A 21,286-nucleotide genomic window follows, 5' to 3' on the forward strand; every position below is an offset into this window, starting at 1 on the left:
GACCTCCCGACCTACCCCTTCCAACAGCGCCACTACTGGCTGCCGAAGTCCTCGTCGGGTGACGTCGTCGCGGCCGGGCAGGTGGCCGCCGGCCACGCGATGTTGGACGCCGTGGTGCGGGTCGCCGGTGCCGACGAGGTGGTGTTCACCGGGTGCCTGTCGGTACGGACGCACCCCTGGGTGGCCGAACACGAGCTGGGCGGTCGGGGGTTGGTGCCCGGAACCGCGTTGCTCGACATGGCGATCCGGGCCGGCGACGAGGTCGGCTGCGCCGGTGTGGCCGAGATGGTGGTCACCGCGCCGCTGACCCTCCCCGAGTCGGGTGGGGTGCGGGTGCAACTCGTGGTGAACGAGGCGCGGGACGCCGGGGAGCGGCCGTTCGCGATCCACTCCTGCCCGGAGGGCACGTCCGGCGAGGAATGGACCTGCCACGCCACCGGTCTGCTGGCCGCCACCGCCCTCGAGCCGGACTTCGAGTTGAGCGAATGGCCGCCGACCGGGGCTCGACCCGTGCCGATGGACGGGTTCTACGACCGGCTCGCGGAGCACGGCTACGTCTACGGCCCGCTGTTTCGCGGGCTGCACACGCTGTGGCGCCGCGACGGCGGCGCCGGGGCCGAGTTCTTCGCCGAGGTCGCGCTGCCGGAACACGCCGAAACGGCCCGGTTCGGGATCCACCCCGCCCTGTTCGACGCGGCGATCCATCCCCGGGTCGTGGCCGCGATCGCCGACGCGGGTGAGGACTTCACGCTCCTGCTGCCGTTCGTGTGGAACGGGATCAGCCTCTACGCCACGGGCGCGACCGCGTTGCGGGTACGGGTCCTGATCGACGACCCGACCGACGGGACCTCCTGCCGGGTGCAACTCGCGGACCAGGCAGGGCAACCGGTCGCCGAAGTGCGCTCGGTCGAGGCCCGTCCGGTGTCGACCGACCGGTCGGCCGCGCGGGACGAGGGCGCCGGCTCCCTCTTCGAGGTGGAATGGGTTCCGATCGAGCCGACCCCGACGGAGCCGACCGGGCGCTGGGTTCTGCTCGGTGCGTCCGACGGCGCCATCGAGGACGCACTGCCCGTCGAGCGCCACGAGACGTTGCGGGAGGCGGCCGGGGCCGACGTGGTGGTCGCCGCGTACACCGCACCCCCGGGTGGCGACGACGGCGACGTCGTCGCATCGGTGCACGACACGACGATCCGGGTGTTGCACCTCCTTCGGGAATGGTCGGCCGACGACGGATTCCTGTCGAGCCGCCTGGTCGTGGTCACCCGTGGTGCGGTGGCGACCGATGCCGCGCCGGACCTGGTGGGCGCCGCCGTGTGGGGCCTGTTGCGGTCCGCGCTGGCGGAACACCCCGACCGGATCGTGCTGGTGGACGTCGACGACGCCCCGGCCTCGCTCGCGGCTCTGCCCGCCGTGTTGGCGGCCGGCCACGACGAGGTCGCGGTGCGCGCCGGAGCGGTGACGGTACCCCGCCTGGTGCGGCGGCCCGCGCCGGCGGACGCGTCCCGGCCGGTGCCCGCGCCCGACGGCACCGTCCTGGTTACCGGTGGTACCGGTGCGCTGGGCGCGTTGTTCGCCCGACACCTGGTCACCGAGTACGGGGTCCGGCACCTGATCCTCACCAGCCGCCGGGGGCAAGACGCGCCGGGCGCCGGAGAGTTGGTCGAGGCACTGACCGAACTCGGCGCCACCGTACGGATCGCCGCATGTGACGTGGCCGACCGGGCCGCACTCGCGGCGATCCTCGATGCGATCCCCGCCGAACACCCGCTCACCGGTGTCGTGCACACCGCCGGCGTGATCGACGACGGCATCCTCACCGCCCTCACCCCCGAGCGCGTCGACGCGGTGCTTCGGCCCAAGGTCGACGCCGCCTGGCACCTGCACGAGTTGACCCGCGAGCACCCGCTGACGATGTTCGTGGTGTTCTCCTCGCTGGCCGGCACGCTGGGCAACGCCGGACAGGCCAACTACTCGGCGGCCAACCACTTTCTCGACGCGCTCGCGCACCACCGCCGGGCCCACGACCTGCCCGCGGTCTCGCTGGGCTGGGGGCTGTGGGACACCGAGGGCGGCATGCGGGCCGGCGGCGCCGATCGGGTGCGACGAAGCGGCCTGCGGGCGATCACGCCGGAGGCCGGGTGTGCGCTGTTCGACCGGGCCCTGGCGGCGAACCGTGCGGTGACCCTGCCCGCCCGATTCGACCTGCGCGCGTTGCGGGCCGGGTCGGTGCCGATCGTGTCGATGTTGCGGAGCCTGGTCGGGCGCCCGGCGCGCCGGGTGGTGCGGCCGGGCGTGGCCGACCAACGGGCCCTGGCCGAGCGGCTGGCCGCATTGTCGCTCCGGGAGCGGCAGGAGCGGGTCGTCGACCTGGTCCGGACCGAGGTGGCCGCGGTGCTCGGGTTCGGCGCGGGCGAACGAGTCGGCGAGAGCGTGCCGTTCCGGGACCTGGGCTTCGACTCGTTGACCGCCGTCGAGTTGCGGGACCGGCTGTCCGCGACCACGGGACTGCGCCTGTCGCCCGGGGTGGTGTTCGACTATCCGACGGTCGCGACGCTCGCGGAGCACGTGGTGTCCGAGCTGAGCGGCGATGTGCCCGCCTCGGCCACGGCCGTCGCGGCGTCGGTTCCCGGGCCCGGCGGCGCGAACGAACCGATCGCGATCGTCGGCATGGCGTGCCGCTTCCCGGGCGGGGCCGGCACACCCGAGGAGTTGTGGCGACTGGTCGTGGACGGCGTCGATGCGATGTCCGACATACCGGACGACCGGGGTTGGGACATCGCACGGTTGTGGGATCCGGATCCGGACAAACCCGGCACGTTCTATCCGCGCGCCGGCGGATTCATCGACGAACCAGCCGGGTTCGACGCCGGTTTCTTCGGCATCTCGCCGCGCGAGGCGCTGGCGATGGACCCCCAGCAGCGGTTGTTGCTGGAGACCTCCTGGGAGGCCCTGGAAAGCGGCGGCATCGACCCGCACTCGTTGCGCGGCAGCGGTACGGGTGTCTACACCGGCCTGACCGCACAGCAGTACGAGGCGGGCGCCGGGACGGTCGAGGAGGGCGTCGAAGGGTATCGACTGACCGGCTCGACCACGTCCTTCGGATCCGGCCGGATCTCCTACGTCCTGGGCCTCGAGGGCCCGACGATGTCGATCGACACGGCGTGCTCGTCGGTGCTGGTTTCCCTGCACCTCGCCGCCAACGCGGTGCGCGGCGGCGAGTGCGCGCTCGCCCTGGCGGGCGGCGCGACGGTGATGGCGCAGCCCATCGGCTTCATCGAGTTCTCCCGGCAGCGCACGTTGTCCCCCGACGGCCGGGCCAAGGCGTTCGCCGAGTCCGCCGACGGCACCGGTTGGTCCGAGGGCGTGGGCATGTTCGTCCTGGAACGCCTGTCCGACGCCCGCCGCAACGGGCACCCGGTGCTCGCGCTGATCCGGGGCAGCGCGGTCAACTCCGACGGCGCGTCCAACGGCCTGACCGCCCCCAACGGGCCGTCGCAACAGCGAGTGATTCGGCAGGCGTTGGCGAACGCGGGCCTCGCCGGGGCCGACGTGGACCTGGTGGAGGCGCACGGGACGGGAACCAGGCTCGGCGACCCGATCGAGGCCCAGGCCCTGTTGGCCACCTACGGCCGGGACCGGCCGGCGGATCGCCCCCTGTGGCTGGGTTCGGTCAAATCCAACATCGGGCACACCCAACACGCCGCCGGAGCAGGTGGGTTGATCAAGGCGATCCTGGCCATGCGCGACGGCCTGATGCCGAAGACGCTGCACGTGGACGAGCCGACGTCGGCGGTGGACTGGTCGTCCGGGGCGATGCGGTTGTTGACCGAGGCGCGCCCGTGGCCGGACGTGGACGGACCGCGTCGGGCCGCGGTGTCGGCGTTCGGGATGAGCGGTACGAACGCGCATGTCGTGCTGGAGCAGGCCCCCGAGGAGCCGGTGCCGGCGGAGGCCGAGGTGTCCCTGCCGGCGGTGCCGTGGGTGTTGTCGGCCAAGTCGCCGCAGGCGCTGCGGGCGCTGGCCGATCGGCTGTCGTCGCTGTTGCACGCCGCGGACGACGCCGACGCCGCCACGCCGAGTCCGCTCGACGTCGGGTTCTCGCTGGCGGCCCGGTCCGGGTTCGAGTACCGCGCGGTGCTCGTGGTCGGGGAGGTCGCGGAGGCACGGGCCGGACTGCGGGCGATCGCCGAGCCCGAGCCCGAGCGCGAGAACGGGCCCGGGCGGGACGCGCTCGCCACCGCGGACGGGCGCACGGCGTACCTCTTCACCGACCGCCCCGCGCCCGGCCCGGATCGGGCCCTGTACGAGACGTGGCCGGTGTACGCCCGAGCGTTCGACGCCACGCTCGCCGAGGTCGACGGTGCGGACCGGTTCGCCGCCGAGGTGGCGCTGTTCCGCCTGGTCGAGTCCTGGGGCATGAGCTTCGGCTGCGTCGCCGGGACCGGCGTCGGCGAGCTGGCCGCGGCGTACGTCGCCGGGGCGCTCTCGACGCCCGACGTGCGCCGGTTGTTGGTCGACGGGCAACGGGCCGATGGGCAACGGGCCGAGGTGACCTTCGGGGAGCCGCGCATCCCCGTGGTGTCGTTGCGCACCGGCAGGCCGCCGGCCGCCGCCGACGCGCCGGGATCACCCGGAACCGAGGGCGCCGCCGCCGCCGAGCGGTGGATGGCCGAGCAGCGCGTGACCCGCGTCGTCGAATCGGGCGGCCCCGAACCGGTGTTCCGGCGCTCGGTGGCGCTGCTCCCGGACGACCGGCCGCAGGTGCGCGCCGTGCTCGACGGGATCGGCGAACTGTTCGTGGCCGGCGCGCCCGTCGACTGGTCGGCCGTGTTCGCCGGCACCGGGGCGCGCCGCATCGCCCTGCCCACCTATCCCTTCCAACACGAGCGGTACTGGCCGGCCGCGCCCGAACCCGCCGAAGGCGCCGACGCCGACACCGCCTCGCTGTTCGAGCTGCGCTGGACCCCGGTCGCGGCGCCGGCGGACGACGAGCCGGAGAGCCTGCTCGCCCTGCTCGGCGACGACCCCGCTGGCCTGGCCGCGATGGCGCCGCTGCGCTTCGGCGACGTCGAGGAGGCCGCGACGGCCTTCACCCCGTGGGACGTACTGCTGGTGCAACCGTCGACCCCGGAGGATCCCGCCGTCGACGACGGCCCGGCCGAGGTACATCGTGCGGTGGCTCGGGCGCTCGACGTGGCGCAGTCGTGGCTGGCCCGGGAGAACCTGCCGGACAACCGCCTGATCGTGGTGACCCGGGGCGCGATGGCCGCCGAGGCCGGGGAGGACGTGCCCGACCCGGCCGGCGCCGCCGTGTGGGGCCTGCTGCGATCGGCCCAGGCGGAGCACCCGGATCGGATCGTGCTGGTCGACCTGGACGACGATCCGGCCTCGACCGACCTGCTGTTCGTGGCGGCCCAGACCGGGGAGCCCCAACTCGCGGTGCGCGCCGGACGGTTGCTCGCCCCGCGGCTGGTGCCGTCGACGTCCGTGCCGGACGTGGTCCCGCCGACCCCGGTGACGGACGGCACCGTGCTGGTCACCGGCGCCGGCGGGCCGCTCGGCGCGCTGTTCGCGCGACACCTGGTCACCGCGTACGGGGTGGAACACCTGGTGCTGGCCGACCCGAACGGACCCGACTCGCCCGCCACCCGACTGCGGGACGAACTGGCCACGCTCGGCGCCGCGGCCACCGTGGTCGCCTGCGACCCGGCCGACCGCGAGGCGGTCCGGGCGATGCTCGCGGACATCCCGGCCGAGCACCCGCTGACCGGGATCGTGCACACCGAGAACGTGCTGGACGACGGCGTGTTCACCGCGCTGACCCCGGCGCGCGTGGCGGCCGTGTCACGGCCCAAGGTGGACGGCGCCCGGCACCTGCACGAGCTGACCGTGGACGCCCCGCCCGCGCTGTTCGTGCTGTGCTCGTCGGTGGTCGGCATGCTCGGCAGCCCGGGCCAGGCCAACTTCGCCTCGGCGAACGCCTACCTGGACGCGCTGGCGACCCGCCGCCGGGCCGCCGGACTGCCGGCCGTGTCGCTCGCGTGGGGCCGGATGGTGGCGAGCGCGCAATCCGGCCTGCGGGTGATCGCCGAGGACGAGGCGTGCGCGCTGTTCGACGCCGCGCTCGCCGACGGACACACCGTGCTCGCCCCCGCCCCGCTCGACCTTGCCGCGCTGCGCCGCGACGGTGCGCAGGTCCCGGCGGTGTTGCGGCACCTGGCGCCGCGCGACGAGCGCCGGACGGCGAACACCGAGCCGCCGGCCGACCGGTTCGCCGCGATGAGCCGGGCCGAGGCCGAGGCGTTCCTGCGGGACCTGGTGCGCACCGAGGCCGCGGCCGTACTCGGCCACGCGGCGCCGGACCGATTGCAGTGGGAGGTGTCCTTCCGGGACTCCGGCTTCGACTCGTTGTCCGCCGTGCAGTTCCGCAACCGGCTGGGGGAGCGCACCGGCCTGTCGCTGCCCACCACGCTGGTCTTCGACTACGCCTCACCGGACGTACTGGTGGACCACCTCCTCGAACGGCTCGCCGTCACCGACGGAGTGGACCGCCGCGCGGCACTGGCCGAACTGGACCGCCTGGAGGCGGTGTTGATGGCCGTGCCGGTCGAGCCGACAGACGACGAGGACACCGGACACACCGAGATCGCCGCCCGCCTGAACACCATCCTCACCCGCTGGAACAGGGCCCGGACCGACTCCCGTTCGCACGCCCCCGGCGGCGGCGTGATCGACCCGGCCACCGCGATCGAGACCGCGACCGAGAACGAGATCTTCGACTTCATCGACCGGGAACTGGGCCGCTCCGCCACCCACCCGCAACGCTGACCACAAGGAGACACGGTGAACGCACCCACCCGCTACGCCGAGGCCCTGCTGACCGGAATGCTCGGCACCTTCGGTCTGGACGTCCAGTACGTCCGGGCGGAGCGCAACTCGCTGTACTACCTGGACGACACCGGCACCGAGGTGCCCGTGCTCGACCTGATCGGGGGCTGGGGCTCGCTGATGCTCGGGCACAACCACCCGGAGATCGTGGCGTACGCGAAGGAACTCCTGGACACCGGTTGGCCGGTGCACTCCCAGCACTCCGCGCACCCGGTCGCCGACCAGGTCGGCGCGGTGCTCAACGGCATCCTGGGCCGCGAGTTCCCCGGCGCCGAGCCGTATTCGATCGGCTTCGCGAACAGCGGTGCCGAGGCGGTCGAAGCGGCGGTCAAACACTGTGAGTTCGACCGGGTGTTGCGGATCCAGAGCCTGGTCCAGGAGATCGAGTGGCACGCCGACGTCGCGCTTCGCGCGGTGAGCGACAAAAGCGCGGCGCTACCCGACGACACGTCGCTGTTGCCCGGCGACGTGCCGGTGCCCACCACCGTCGAGGAGTTCGCCGGCGTGCTCGGCGCGATGGCCGCGCACAACCTCTCGCGCGCGGCCACCGGCCCGGTGTTCTTCGCCCTGGAGCGGGCCTTCCACGGAAAGCTGATGGGCAGCACCCAGTTCACCTACAACCCCCTGTTCCGCGCGGCGTTCGCGACACTCGGCTCGGCGGTCACCTTCGTGCCGCCCAACGACGCGGCGGCGTTCGAGAAGGCCGTCGCCGAGCACCGGGTCACCGTGCTCGACGTGGAGGTGGTCAACGGCCGGGTCACCCTCGTCGAGCGGGCCTTCCCGGTGATCGCCGGACTGATCGTCGAGCCGATCCAGGGCGAGGGCGGAATCCACGAACTGACCGAGGAGTTCGTCGCCCGCGTACGCCGGATCTGCGACGAGGTCGAGTGCCCGATCGTGGTCGACGAGATCCAGACCGGGATGGGGCGCACGGGCCGGTTCTTCGCGAGCAGCCACATCGGACTGCTGGGCGACTACTACGTGTTGGGCAAGTCGCTCGGCGGCGGCATCGCCAAATCCTCCGCGTTCCTCGTGCGACAGTCGCGCTACCGGCCCGAGTTCGAGCTGGTGCACAGTTCCACGTTCGCCAAGGACGGCTTCTCCACGGCCCTCGCGCTGCGCACCCTCGACCTCCTGGAGGCCGACGGCGGAGCCGCGTACGAACGCGCCGCCGAGCGCGGCGAGCGCATCCTGGGCATGCTGCGCGAACTGGCCGCCGAATTCCCCGACGTGGTGGCCGACGTGCGCGGACGCGGACTGCTGATCGGGCTGGAGTTCGCCGACCAGAGCAACGCGTCGTCCGCGATCATCCGGGGCAAGGCACAGGCCGGGCTGCTCGTCTTCCAGCTGGGCAGCTACCTCCAGGCGGTGCACCGCATCCGCACCGGCCCCACGGCCAGTGCGCCGACCATGTTGCGGATCGAGCCCTCGATCCACATCAGCGACGAGGAGATCGATCGGCTGCGGACCGGCCTCACCCAGGTCTGCCTGATCCTGCGCAACCAGGACGCACTGCCCCTGGTACACCCGCTGACCGGCGTCGGCGGCCGGCCGCCGCGCGTGGAGAGCGCGGACTTCAAGCCGCGGCGGGGCGATTCGGTCGTGCAGGCCGAGTCGGGCGTACAGGCCACGCCGGCCGAACCGGCCGACCGCCGCGTCGCGCTGATCGGCTACCCGCTGACCCCGGACCTGCTGCGGGAGGCCGACCCCTCGCTCGCCGACCTGGACGACGAACACCTGCTCGGCTACTCCCGACGGTCCGAACTGCTCAAGGACCTTCCGGCGTTCGCGCCGATCCGCTTCGACTCGCCGCAGGGCACGTCGGTGGACCTGACCGTCCACCCGCTGCTGGTGTCCTCGGAGCAGTTGCGGGAGTACCAGGTCTTCGGGCAGACCTTCCTGATCGGCCTGGACCTCGACCGCCGGGTGCGCGCGGCGAAGGCGGACGGCTGCGACACCGTCGGCCTCGGATTCGGGCTCGGCGCGGTCGCCGGCCACGGTCGCGCGCTGCGCGTTCCCGGGATCACGGTGACCGCCGGCAGCGCGCTCGCGGTCGGCTCGGCGCTGGCCGCCGTCCGACACGCCGCGACGGAGCGCCTGGGCGGGTTCGCCGGATCGACGGTGGCGGTCGTCGGCGCCGGCGGCCGGATCGGCTCGGCGCTCGCCGTACTGAGCGCACGCGAGGCCGCCGTGATCGTGCTCGTGGGCAGCGGCCGATCCGGCTCTGCCGATCGACTCCGGGCCACGGAGCAGTGGATCTACCAGGAGGCGTGGGCGCGGATCGCCGCCGGCGACGCGTCGACGGGCCTGGCGGCGGCGCTGTCCGCGGAGCCGCTGATCACCGGCTGGCTGGCCGAGGGACGCACCGCCGACGAGCCGAGCGGGGCGGCCATCGCCGCCCACCTCGCCGAAACGCACGACGTGAACCCGTACGTCGTGGTCACCGACGACCTGCTGTCGGTGCGCCGGGCCCAGGTGGTCTTCGCAGCTCATTCGAGCCCGGTCCCCGTGCTCGAGGGGAAACACCTCGCGGACGGCGCCGTGCTCGGCGACGTGTCCTTCTTCGGCACCGGCGCCGAATGCGCCGCGACGGTCGCCCGCGACGACCTGCGATACGTACGCGCCGGCGTGCTCTCCGTATCCGACGGGACCGAAGTGCCGCGTGCCCTGGGCATCTCGCCGAACACCGGTGAGCTGCTCGCGGGCGTGGTCGAGGCCATCACGCTCGCGTTGTCCGGCGACGGCGGACCCGCGGGCGACGGAGTACGCGGCGGCGCCGGCGCTCTCACCGGTGAGCGGGTGCAGGCCATGGTCGACCTCGCGCGCCTTCACGGCTTCGAGACCGTCACCCCCTGAGAACCGCCGGACACGGCTCGCCGGACCATCGGCCGATGGTCCGGCCCGATCAACAGAAGGTACGCGGAATGTCAGAGTCAGCAGATTCCGAGTCGAAAGTGGCGGCGGAGGGCACGCCGGATCTCCACTACACCAACCGCTGGTTGATCCTGGCGGTGATCGGTCTCGCCCAGATGACGATCTTCCTGGACACGACGGTCGTCAACATCGCGCTGCCGTCGGCGCAGGCGGATCTGGGCTTCGCCGACGGGGACCGCCAGTGGGTCGTCACGGCCTACGCGCTCGCCTTCGGCAGCCTGCTCCTGCTCGGCGGCCGACTGGTCGACCTCGTGGGGGCCAAACGCTCGCTGATGATCTCGATCGTCGGCTTCGGCGTGATGTCGGTGCTGGGCGGCGCGGCCAACGGCTTCGCGATGCTGGTGACCGCGCGCGCGTTGCAGGGGGCGTTCGCCGCGCTCGTGGCGCCGGCGGCACTGTCCTTTCTGCTGACCGTGTTCAAGGATCCGAAGGAGCGGGTCACCGCGTTCGGGGTCTACGGCGCACTGGGCAGCGGCGGGCTCGCACTCGGCCTGATCCTGGGCGGCGCGCTGACCGACTGGCTGGACTGGCGCTGGTGCCTGTACGTCAACGTGATCCTGACCGCGGTCGTCTTCGTCGGGGCGCTGCTGACGATGCAGAACCGACAGGCCGCACAGCGCCCGGAACGGCTCGACCTGCCCGGCACGGTGACCGCCTCGGTCGGCCTGTTCTGCCTCGCCTACGGTCTGTCCAACGCCGCCGACGGCGAATGGGGCGGCGCCGACGTGTGGGGCTACCTGATCGGGAGCGCGATCCTGCTCGTCGCGTTCGTGGTGTTCGAACTGCGGTCGCGCACCCCGCTGTTGCCGATCCGGATCGTGCTGCACCGCAACCGGGGCAGCGCCTACCTGGCGATGTTCCTGCTCGGCGTCGGGTTGTTCGTGCAGTTCCTGTTCCTGACCTACTACCTGCAATTGATCCTGAAGTTCACCGCGATCGAGAGCGGCCTCGCGTTCCTGCCGATGATCTTCGGCATCGCGATCGGCGCGACCACCGTCCCGCCGGTGCTCGAACCCAAGCTCGGCGCGCGCATCCTGATCCCGGCGGGCCTGCTCCTGGCCGCGGTCGGGTCGTTCTGGCTCAGCCGGCTGAGCACGGACAGCTCGTACGCCGCCGGCGTGCTCGCCCCGTCCTTCATCGCCGGCATCGGCTTCGGCCTGGTGGTCTCGCTCGGCGCCGCGGTGGCCACGGTCGGGGTCGAACCGCAGGACGCCGGCGCCGCGTCGGCACTGGTGAACACCGTGCAGCAGGTGGGTGGTTCGATCGGTACCGCGCTGCTGAGCACGCTGGCGATCACCGCGGCCGACTCGTTCGTCGAGGGCAAGGAGAAGACGGCGAAACTGGCCGCCGAGGCGTCCGTGGAGAGTTATACGACCGCCTTCTTCTGGGGCGCGATGGTCTTCCTCGGCGGGGCGATCGTCTGCGGCCTGCTGTTCGACCGCTTCGTGACGGCGCAGACCGACCCGGAGATCGAGGAGCCGGCCACACCGGTCGGCGCCTGATCGGTTTCGACGCACCGGTCGTCCTGCGGTACTGGTTCCCAGTACCAGCGGGGCGACCGGTTTTTGGTTTCGGGGGCGCTGGGATCGGCCGGCCGCAGGGGATTGACTCGACCGTGAGACGCGGTGCGTGAGCCCGCCCCGATCGGGGCCCGGGCCCGCCGGCGACCCCCATCGCAGGAGGATTTCGTGACAACCGTGACCAGTGAGCGGGCGGAGGAGACGGCCGCGCCCGCGGTCGACCCGGCCGAACTCGTGACCCGTGCCCGCGAACTCGCCCCGCTGATCCGCGAGCACGCGGCGAAGACCGAGGAGGACCGTCGGCTCGCCGAGGAGGTCGTCGTGGCGCTGCGCGACGCCGGGCTGTTCCGGCTCACCACGCCGACCCGGTTCGGCGGCTACGACCTGCGCATGCCGGACCTGCTGACGATCGTGGCCGAGGTCGGCCGGGCGTGCGGCTCGGCCGGTTGGAACCTGTCCATCGACACCGCCTCCACCCGGTTCGCGCTGAACGGGATGCCGGAGACCGCGTTGTCCGACATGTTCGAGGGCAACCCCGACGCGTACGTGATCTCCACGGCCCACCTGAGCACCACCAAGGCGTGGAAGACCGACGGCGGGTGGCGGATCACCGGCACCTTCCCGTGGAGTTCGGGCTGTGAGATCGCCGACTGGGCCTACATCCCGGTCGTGCACGTGTACGACGGCGACGAGCAGACCGCGGACCTGGTCGGCGGTGTCGTGCCGATGAGCGACCTGAGGATCGAGCGCACCTGGCACTCGGCCGGCCTGGGCGGCTCCGGCACGCATACGGTCCTCGCCGAGGACGTGTTCCTCCCGGAGCGGCACGCCGCCGCGTTCAGCCTCACCGACCTCGTCGGCGAGGACGAGCGGGACAGCATGCTCGTCCAGGGCAGCGCGCAGTCGCTCGCCGCGATCGTCGGTGCGGCACGGGGCGCCCTCGAGGTCACCCGGGGCGCGCTGGACAAGAAGCGGCCGATCACCTACGTGAACTACGAGGCGGCCATGGACGCGCCGTCGGTACAGATGTGGTTCGGCGAGGCCACCCACCTGGTGGAGACCGCCGAGTTGCACCTGCGCGAGATCGGCCGCTCGCTCGACGGGATTCCGGAGACCGCGCCGATGCCGTGGGCCGAGCGGGCCCGGCTGCGCATGCACCAGCGCTCCGCCCAGGAGAAGTCGCGCGCGGCCGTGGAGCGCATGCTCGACGTGGTCGGCGGCAGCTCGTTCGCCCTGTCGAACCCGCTCCAGCGGCTGTGGCGGGACATCTCGGTGATGAGCCGGCACACCGCGCTCAACGCGCCGATCATCCTGGAGGACTACAGCCGCGCGGCGCTGGACATCCACCCGGCGGTCACCCTGCTCTACTGAGGGATTCACCCAGGGATTCGGATTCCACCGAAGCGGATATCGAATGCGTCGGTATTGCTCGGCGACCGGGAAGGTCCGGTGGCCGTCGGGCAATACCGACGTTGTCTTTGGGAATGTGCTCCTTCCGGAATTCCCTTGTTGGTTTCGCTCACCAGATTCGCCGGCGCACTTTGGGCCGGAGGGACAAGCCGTTTGCGGGCACACGGCGTTGACTGGGGATTATGAGACGGATCGCCGTGGTCGGGTTGGCTTGTCGGTTGCCTGGGGCCGGCGACGGCCGCGCTTTCTGGCGGTTGTTGCGGAACGGGACGGACGCGATACGCGAGGCCCCCGAGGACCGCCTGCGCGGCGCGGAACCTCCGCACCGCATCGGCGGGTTCGTCGCCGACATCGACCGGTTCGACGCCGCCTTCTTCGGCATCTCGCCGCGCGAGGCGGCGGCGATGGACCCGCAGCAGCGGCTGATGCTGGAACTGGCCTGGGAGGCCCTGGAGGACGCGCGGATCGTGCCCGCGCACCTGGCCGGCGGCGACACCGGGGTGTTCGTCGGCGTCATGTGGGACGACTACGCGGCACTGCAGGACCGGCTCGGCACGGCCGGGATCGACCGGCACACCATGACCGGCACCCGCCGCTCCATCATCGCCAACCGTGTCTCCCACCACCTGGGCCTGCGCGGCCCGAGCCTGGCCGTGGACACCGCGCAGTCCTCCTCGCTGGTGGCGGTACACCTGGCCTGCGAGAGCCTGCGGCGCGGCGAGTGCACGACGGCCGTCGCCGGCGGGGTGAACCTGAACATCCTGGCCGAGACCACACTGGGCGCGGCACGGTTCGGCGGCCTTTCCCCCGACGGCCGGTGCCACACCTTCGACGCCCGCGCCAACGGCTTCGTCCGCGGCGAGGGCGGCGGCGCGGTGGTGCTCAAACCGCTGGACGCCGCGCTCGCCGACGGCGACGACATCTACTGCGTCGTCTCCGGCGGCGCGATGAACAACGACGGCGCGGGCGAGGGCGAACACACCGGCCTCACCGTGCCGAGCCGATCCGCCCAGGAGGAGGTCGTGCGCCAGGCGTACCGGCGAGCCGGCATCGCCCGGCGCGCCGTGCAGTACGTGGAACTGCACGGCAGCGGTACGAAGGTGGGCGACCCGATCGAGGCCGCCGCGCTCGGCGCCGCACTGGGCGGCCGGGTCCGCCGGCCCGGCGCGCCGCTGCGGGTGGGCTCGGTCAAGACCAACATCGGCCACCTGGAGGGCGCGGGCGGGATCGCCGGGCTGCTCAAGGTGGCATTGAGCATCCGGCACCGGATGTTGCCGCCCAGCCTGCACTTCGTCGCGCCGCCCCCGGAGATCCCCCTCGACGACCTCGGCCTGCGGGTGCAGACCGCGCCGACACCGTGGCCGCGGCCGGACCGGCCGCTGGTGGCGGGCGTCAGCTCGTTCGGAATGGGCGGCACCAACTGCCATCTGGTGCTGACGGAAGCGCCGCTCCCGGTCTCGAAGGTGGGCTTGTCCATCGGCCGGCCGGTGGAGGCGGGCGCGGTGGCGTGGCCGATCGCGGGCCGTACCGCCGGCGCGCTCCGGGGTCAGGCCGACCGGCTGTCCGCGTTCCTCGCCGAGGAGGTGTCGTCCGCCGCCGACATCGGCCGCTCGCTGGCCACCACCCGGACCGCCTTCCGGCACCGCGCGGTCGTCGTCGGCGCCGACCCGGCGGAACTGCGGCGGCGCCTGCGCGAGTTCGCCGCCGGCGCGGCCGTCGCGGGTGTGGTCGAGGGGCAGGCCGCGGCGACCGGGAAGGTCGTGTTCGTCTTCCCCGGGCAGGGTGCGCAGTGGGCCGGAATGGCCCTCGAACTCATCGCGTCGGTAACGGAGTTCGCCGCCTCGATCCGGGACTGCGAGCGGGCGTTCGCGCCGCACGTCGACTGGTCGTTGCGTGAGGTGCTGGGCGATCCGACCGCGCTGGAACGGGTGGATGTGGTCCAGCCCGCGTTGTTCGCGGTGATGGTGTCGCTGGCCCGGTTGTGGCGCTCGTGCGGGGTCGAGCCGGCCGCCGTGGTCGGACACAGCCAGGGCGAGATCGCCGCCGCGTGTGTGGCGGGGGCGCTCTCGCTCGACGACGCCGCGCGGGTGGTGACGCTGCGCAGCCGGGCGCTGCGCGAGCTCTCCGGCGGCGGTGCGATGGTGTCGGTGCCGCGGTCGGCCGACGCGGTGCGCGAGCGGATCGCCGAGTACGGCGGCGCCGTGTCGATCGCGGCGGCGAACGGCCCGTCGTCGGTGGTGCTTTCCGGCGACCCGGACGCGCTGGACGCGCTGATCGCGCGGTGGACCGAGGAGGGCGTGGAGACCCGAAGGATCGCGGTCGACTACGCGTCCCATTCGGCGCAGGTGGAGCAGATCCGCGAGCGGCTGCACACCGTGCTCGACGGGATCCGGCCGATGCCCTCGTCGGTGCCGTTCTACTCGACGGTGACCGGCGACCTGCTCGACACCACCGAACTGGACGCCGCGTACTGGTACCGCAACCTGCGGCGGACCGTGGAGCTGGAACGGGCGACCCGGGCGCTGATCCGGGACGGGCACGGCGTGCTCGTCGAATGCAGCCCGCACCCCGTGCTGCTGCCCGCGCTGCGGGACACGATGGAGCAGGGCGGGACCGGCTCCGGGGTGGTCGCCGGCTCGCTGCGCCGGGGCGAGGGCGGGCCGGCGCGGTTCCTGACCTCGCTCGCCGAGGTGCACGTGAGCGGGGTCGAGGTGGACTGGCCCCGCGTGTTCGCGCTGCGCGACGCGCGTACGGTGGCCCTGCCCACCTACGCCTTCCAGCGCGAGCGCCACTGGCTCACCGAGTCCGCGGTTCGGGCCGTCGCACCCGACGCGGAGCCTTCGGTGACCGGTCCGACCGGGGTCACGGCCGTGATCCCGGCCGGACCGGAAATGCTCGGCCTGGTGCGGTCGATCGTCGCGGTCGTGCTCGGATACCCGGGCGGCGACGCGGTGGATCCGGACAGTACGTTCAAGGACCTCGGGGTTGACTCGTTGTCGTCCGTGGAACTGCGGGACCGGTTGGGCGCGGCGACGGGGCTCGTGCTGCCGGCGGGGTTGTTGTTCGGGCACCCGTCGCCGACCGAACTCGCCGCACACTTGCGGACGTTGGCCTCCGGCGGCGAGCGGTCGAGCGATGCCGGCGAAACCGTGTCCGACGGCGACGAGCCGATCGCCATCGTCGGAATGGCCTGCCGGCTGCCCGGCGAGGTCACGTCGCCGGAGGACCTGTGGCGGCTGGTGACGGAAGGGATCGACGCCGTCACAAAGTTCCCGAGCAACCGGGGCTGGGACCTCGACCGGCTCCACGACTTCGATCCGGACCGGGCGGGCACGTCCTACACCCGGCACGGCGGATTCCTGCACGACGCGGACCTGTTCGACCCGGAGTTCTTCGGCATCTCGCCGAGGGAGGCGCTGGCGATGGATCCACAGCAGCGCCTGCTCCTGGAGACGTCCTGGGAGGCGCTGGAGCGGGCCGGCATCGATCCCGTCGGCCGGCGCGGCACATCCGTGGGGGTCTTCGTCGGGGCGATGGCGCAGGACTACGGCCCCCCGCTGCACGCCGCGCACGCCGAGTCGGACGGGTATCGGCTCACCGGCAGCACGATCAGCGTCGCGTCCGGCCGGATCGCCTACACGCTGGGCCTCCAGGGGCCGGCGGTCACCGTGGACACCGCGTGCTCGTCGTCATTGGTGGCGCTGCACCTGGCGGCGCAGGCGTTGCGGGCGGGGGAGTGCTCGTTGGCGCTGGCCGGCGGGGTCGCGGTGATGTCCGGTCCCGGGATGTTCGTGGAGTTCAGCCGGCAGCGCGGGTTGGCCGAGGACGGCCGATGCAAGGCGTTCGCGGCCGGCGCGGACGGTACCGGGTGGGCCGAGGGTGCCGGGATCGTGGTGCTGCAGCGGCTGTCGGACGCGCGGCGCGACGGACACCGGGTGTTGGCCGTGGTCCGGGGCAGCGCGATCAATCAGGACGGTGCGTCGAACGGGCTGACCGCGCCGAACGGGCGCGCCCAGGAGCGGGTGATCCGCCGGGCCCTCGCCGGCGCGGGGTTGGCCGCGACGGACGTCGACCTGGTCGAGGCACACGGGACCGGGACTACCCTCGGCGACCCGATCGAGGCCGAAGCCCTCGCGGCCACGTACGGGCGCGGCCGGGCCGCCGACGGCCCGCTGCTCCTGGGCTCGCTGAAGTCCAACATCGGCCACGCCCAGGCCGCCGCCGGGGTGGCGGGCGTGATCAAGACGGTGCAGGCGCTGCGGCACGGCGTGGTGCCGAGGACGCTGCACGCCGACGAGCCGAGTCCGCACGTGGACTGGGCCGGCGGGGGACTGGAGCTCGCGAGCGCGACGCGCGAGTGGCCGTCGACCGGACGGCCGCGCCGAGCCGCGGTGTCGTCGTTCGGGATCAGCGGGACCAATGCCCACGTGATCCTCGAACAGGGCGACCCGGAGCCGGAGTCGGAGCCGGAGTCGCGGCCGGGGGCCGAGTCGGCGCGACCCGGGTGCGATGCGCCGGGCGGCTCCCGTGTACCCGTGCTCCCGTGGGTGCTCTCCGCGAGCAGTGAGGACGCGCTGGCGGCGCAGGCCGATGCGCTGTTGTCCTTTCTGGACGCCGATCCCGACGCGAACCCGGCGGATGTCGGCTTCTCCCTGGCCACCACCCGCTCCGGCCTGCCGTACCGCGCCGCGGTGGTCACCGCCGACCCGGCCGCGCGCCGCCGGGGCCTGAGCACACTCGCCACCGACGCGGACACGCCAACCCTCGTGCGCGGCAGCGCGCGGGCATCGGGCGGCGTGGTGTTCGTCTTCCCCGGCCAAGGCTCCCAATGGGTCGGCATGGCCACCGAACTCCTGGACGAGGCACCCGTGTTCGCCCGGTCGATGCGGGCCTGCTCGGATGCGTTCGCGTCCCACGTGGACTGGGACCTGTTCGACGTGTTGCGCGACCCGGCCGCGCTGGAGCGGGTGGACGTGGTCCAGCCCGTGTTGTTCGCGGTGATGGTGTCGCTGGCCGCGCTCTGGCGCTCGTACGGGATCGAACCGGCCGCCGTGGTGGGCCATTCGCAGGGCGAGATCGCCGCCGCGTGCGTCGCCGGTGCGCTGGACCTGGCGGACGCGGCCAGGATCGTCGCGCTGCGCAGCAGGGCCATCCTGGCGCTGTCCGGCGCGGGCGGCATGGTCTCGGTCGCGCTGTCCGAGGACGAGGTGGCCGAACGCCTGCGCCGCCACGCCGGTCGGCTCTCGACGGCGGTGGTCAACGGCCCGGGGTCGGTCGTGGTCTCCGGCGACGTGGACGCGCTGGAGGAGCTGATCGCCGAGTGCGAGGCCGCCGAGGTGCGGGTCAAACGACTGCCGGTCGACTATGCGTCCCACTCGCGGCAAGTCGTCGCAATAGCCGATGAATTGGCCGAGGTGCTGGCCGATACCGCACCGCGTCCGTCCGCGATTCCCTTCTACTCGACGGTGACCGCCGGTCCCCTGGACACCACCGCCCTCGACGCCGGCTACTGGTACCGCAACCTCCGCGAACAGGTCCGCTTCGCCGAGACGGTCGACGTGCTGGCCGAGCGCGGACACTCGCTGTTCGTCGAGGTCAGCGCGCACCCGGTGCTCACGGCGGCGATCGAGGATGTGGCGGAACACGCGTCGGCCGTCGGCTCGTTGCGCCGCGACGAGGGCGGCATCGCGCGTTTCCTGACCTCGCTGGCCGAGGCGTACGTACGCGGAGCGGCCCCCGACTGGCGGGCCGTCTTCCCCGACGCACGGCGGATCGACGTGCCGACCACGGTGTTCCGCCGGCGCCGGTTCTGGCTCGAACCGACGCCCGACGGCGGCACGGCCGACGTCACGGCGGCCGGGCTGGCCGTCGCGGGGCACCCGCTGCTGGGCGCCGTGGTCGAACTGCCGGATTCCGGCGGTCTGCTGCTCACGGGGCAGCTCTCCCGCCGGACCCACCCCTGGCTGCTCGACCACGGCCTCGGCGACACGGTCCTGCTGCCCGGCACCGCGTTCGTCGAACTGGCGATCCGCGCGGGCGACGAGGTCGGGTGCGAGCGCCTGGCCGAACTCACCTGCGAGGTCCCGCTGGTGCTGCCGGCGCACGGCGGGGTGGACCTTCGGGTCACGGTCGCCGAGCCGGACGGGTCCGGACGCCGGCCGTTGGCCGTCCACGCCCGCCCGGCCGACGGTTCCGGCGACTGGACCCGGCACGCGAGCGGGCTGCTCGACCACGGCCCCACCGAGGAGTTCGACCTCACCGCCTGGCCGCCGCCCGGGGCGGTCGCGGTCGACTGGGACGGCGACTACGCGCGTTGGGCCGCGCTGGGTTACCACTACGGTCCGGCGTTCCAGGGCCTGCGCGCCTGGTGGCGACGCGGTACGGAGATCTTCGCCGAGGTCGCGCTGCCGCCGGGAATCGAGGCGGACGCGGGCCGGTTCGCGCTGCACCCGGCGCTGCTGGACGCCGCACTGCACGCCGCGGTCGGCGACGCCCCTGACCCCCGCCTGCCGTTCGCCTGGCAGGGCGTGTCGTTGCGGGCCGGCGGCGCGGCGGCCCTGCGGGTGTGGATCACGCCCGACGGCGAGGACACGGTCACACTGCGTCTCGCCGACGCCACCGGAGCGCCGGTTGCCTCGGTGGAATCGCTGGCCCTGCGGCCGATCCCGGCCGGTACACCCATCACCGGCCCGGCCGACGCGCTGTTTCGCGTGGACTGGATCGAGGCCCGCCTGCCGGAGGCCGCCCCCGAAACCGGCCCGTGGGCACTGATCGGCGCCGACGACCTCGGGCTCGGCGCACCCACCCACCCCGACCTGGACACGCTGGCCGCTGCCGGCCCCGTCCCGGATCTGGTGCTCGCCCCGCTGACCGGCGAGCCCACCGCGGCCGGTGCGCACGCCGTGGCCGGCCGCGCGCTGCGCCTGATCCAGGACTGGCTCGCCGACGAACGTTGTGCCGCGTCGAGGCTGGTCCTGCTCACCCGCGACACGATGGTCGTGGAGTCCGCCGAGGCGGGCGCGACGGGGATGGCGGGCGCCGGCGTGTGGGGCCTGGTCCGCTCGGCCCAGCGCGAACACCCGGACCGCTTCGTCGTCGTCGACCTGGACGGCCACGAGGCGTCGACCACCGCCCTGCCCCTGGCCCTGGCCGGCACGGAGCCGCAACTGGCCCTGCGCAAGGGGCGTTCGCTGATCCCCCGGCTGGCCCGGGTCACCGGGACGGCCGCGCCGCGCCCCGACCTCGCGGCGGGCACCGTACTGATCACCGGCGGCACCGGCACGCTCGGCGCCCTGTTCGCCCGCCACCTGGTCGCCCACTACGGCGTGACCCGCCTCCTGCTGGCGGGCCGACGCGGGCCGAACACCCCCGGCGCCGCCGAACTCGTCGCCGACCTGGCCGCGTCGGGCGCCACCGCCACCGTGGTCGGCTGCGACATCGCCGACCGGGACGCACTGGCCGCGCTGCTGGCGTCGATCCCCGCCGAACACCCGCTGACCGGCGTCGTGCACGCCGCCGGCCTGCTCGACGACAGCGTGATCGAGGCCCTGCGACCCGAGCAACTGGCCCGCGTACTACGACCGAAGGTCGATGCCGCGCTGAACCTGCACGAACTGACCCGCGAACTCGACCTGTCCATGTTCGTGCTGTTCTCCTCGGTCGCCGGCATCCTCGGACTGCCAGGGCAGGCCAACTACGCCGCCGCCAACACCTTCCTGGACACCCTCGCCCAACACCGCGCCGCCCACGGCCTGCCCGCCCTCTCACTCGCCTGGGGACTGTGGGCACAACCCGGCGGGATGACCGGCCGCCTCGCCGACACCGACCTGAGCCGGCTGCGCCGCGCCGGAGTGGCCCCGCTGACCTCGGCCGACGGCCTGGCCCTGTTCGACGCGGCGATCTCCTCCGGCGCCGCCCTGCTCGTCCCGGCCCGGATCGACCAGGCCGCGATCCACGCGCAGGGCCCGGTACCGGCGCTGCTGCGCGGCGTGATCCGCGAACGGGTCCGGCGGGCGGAGGCGGCCGGCGGCACGACCGCCGACGTCGCCCCCCTGGCCGACCGCCTGGCGGGAATGCCCGACGCGGACCGCGCCGAGGCGCTGCTCGACCTGGTCCGCGAACACACGGCCACCGTGCTGGCCCACGGCACCCCGGGCACGATCGCCCCCGGCCGCACCTTCAAGGAACTCGGGTTCGACTCGCTGACGGCGGTGGACCTGCGCAACCGACTCGGCGCGGCCACCGGACTGCGGCTGCGCGCCACGCTGGTCTTCGACTACCCGACCCCGTCGGCCCTCGCCGGCCACCTCGGCACGGCACTCGCCCCGGCGAAGCCGGCCGCGCGACTCGGGCAACCCGTGCAACTCGCGCAATCCGGGCAACCCGATCAACCCGAGCAATCCGGCCGGCCGGCACCCGAGTTGAGCGGGCTGGAACTCGACGAACTGTTCGACCTCATCGACAGCGAACTCGGGCTGTCCTGAGAACTCGGCCCGTCCCGAACGGAGCGCTTGTGAGCAACGAAGAGAAATTGG

5 protein-coding genes are annotated in these 21,286 nt (G+C 73.2%); all 5 read left to right on the forward strand.

Features of this window, described 5'->3' with window-relative positions; genetic code table 11:
* Positions 1 to 99 precede the first annotated feature (99 nt).
* The 5 genes from ACFRCG_RS36815 (at position 100) to ACFRCG_RS36835 (ending at position 21,235) form a co-directional block, all read left to right on the forward strand.
* Entirely contained in the window at positions 100 to 6,828 is a 6,729-nt protein-coding gene (locus ACFRCG_RS36815) for an SDR family NAD(P)-dependent oxidoreductase (RefSeq protein ID WP_380039690.1), read from the forward strand.
* Between the two features lie 15 nt (positions 6,829 to 6,843).
* Positions 6,844 to 9,744: an aminotransferase class III-fold pyridoxal phosphate-dependent enzyme gene (locus ACFRCG_RS36820; RefSeq protein WP_380039669.1), complete on the forward strand. Its 2,901-nt coding sequence runs from the start codon at positions 6,844 to 6,846 to the stop codon at positions 9,742 to 9,744.
* Between the two features lie 68 nt (positions 9,745 to 9,812).
* Positions 9,813 to 11,324, forward strand: coding sequence for a DHA2 family efflux MFS transporter permease subunit (locus ACFRCG_RS36825; protein WP_380039671.1), 1,512 nt, complete (start codon positions 9,813 to 9,815; stop codon positions 11,322 to 11,324).
* Between the two features lie 186 nt (positions 11,325 to 11,510).
* Positions 11,511 to 12,713 carry an acyl-CoA dehydrogenase family protein gene (locus tag ACFRCG_RS36830; RefSeq protein ID WP_380039673.1) on the forward strand — a complete coding sequence of 401 codons (1,203 nt, stop codon included), beginning with the start codon at positions 11,511 to 11,513 and terminating at the stop codon, positions 12,711 to 12,713.
* Between the two features lie 221 nt (positions 12,714 to 12,934).
* Positions 12,935 to 21,235: an SDR family NAD(P)-dependent oxidoreductase gene (locus ACFRCG_RS36835; protein ID WP_380039675.1), complete on the forward strand. Its 8,301-nt coding sequence runs from the start codon at positions 12,935 to 12,937 to the stop codon at positions 21,233 to 21,235.
* The last annotated feature ends 51 nt before the right edge of the window (positions 21,236 to 21,286 follow it).

Origin of the sequence: Embleya sp. NPDC056575 (assembly GCF_042793325.1) — a bacterium.
Lineage (GTDB): Bacteria > Actinomycetota > Actinomycetes > Streptomycetales > Streptomycetaceae > Embleya.

Bases quoted from the DNA above. Each gene is read 5' to 3' on its own strand.
- ACFRCG_RS36815 (WP_380039690.1), top strand. From the start codon at position 100: ATGTTGGACGCCGTGGTGCGGGTCGCCGGTGCCGACGAGGTGGTGTTC.
- ACFRCG_RS36825 (WP_380039671.1), top strand. From the start codon at position 9,813: ATGTCAGAGTCAGCAGATTCCGAGTCGAAAGTGGCGGCGGAGGGCACG.
- ACFRCG_RS36835 (WP_380039675.1), top strand. From the start codon at position 12,935: ATGAGACGGATCGCCGTGGTCGGGTTGGCTTGTCGGTTGCCTGGGGCC.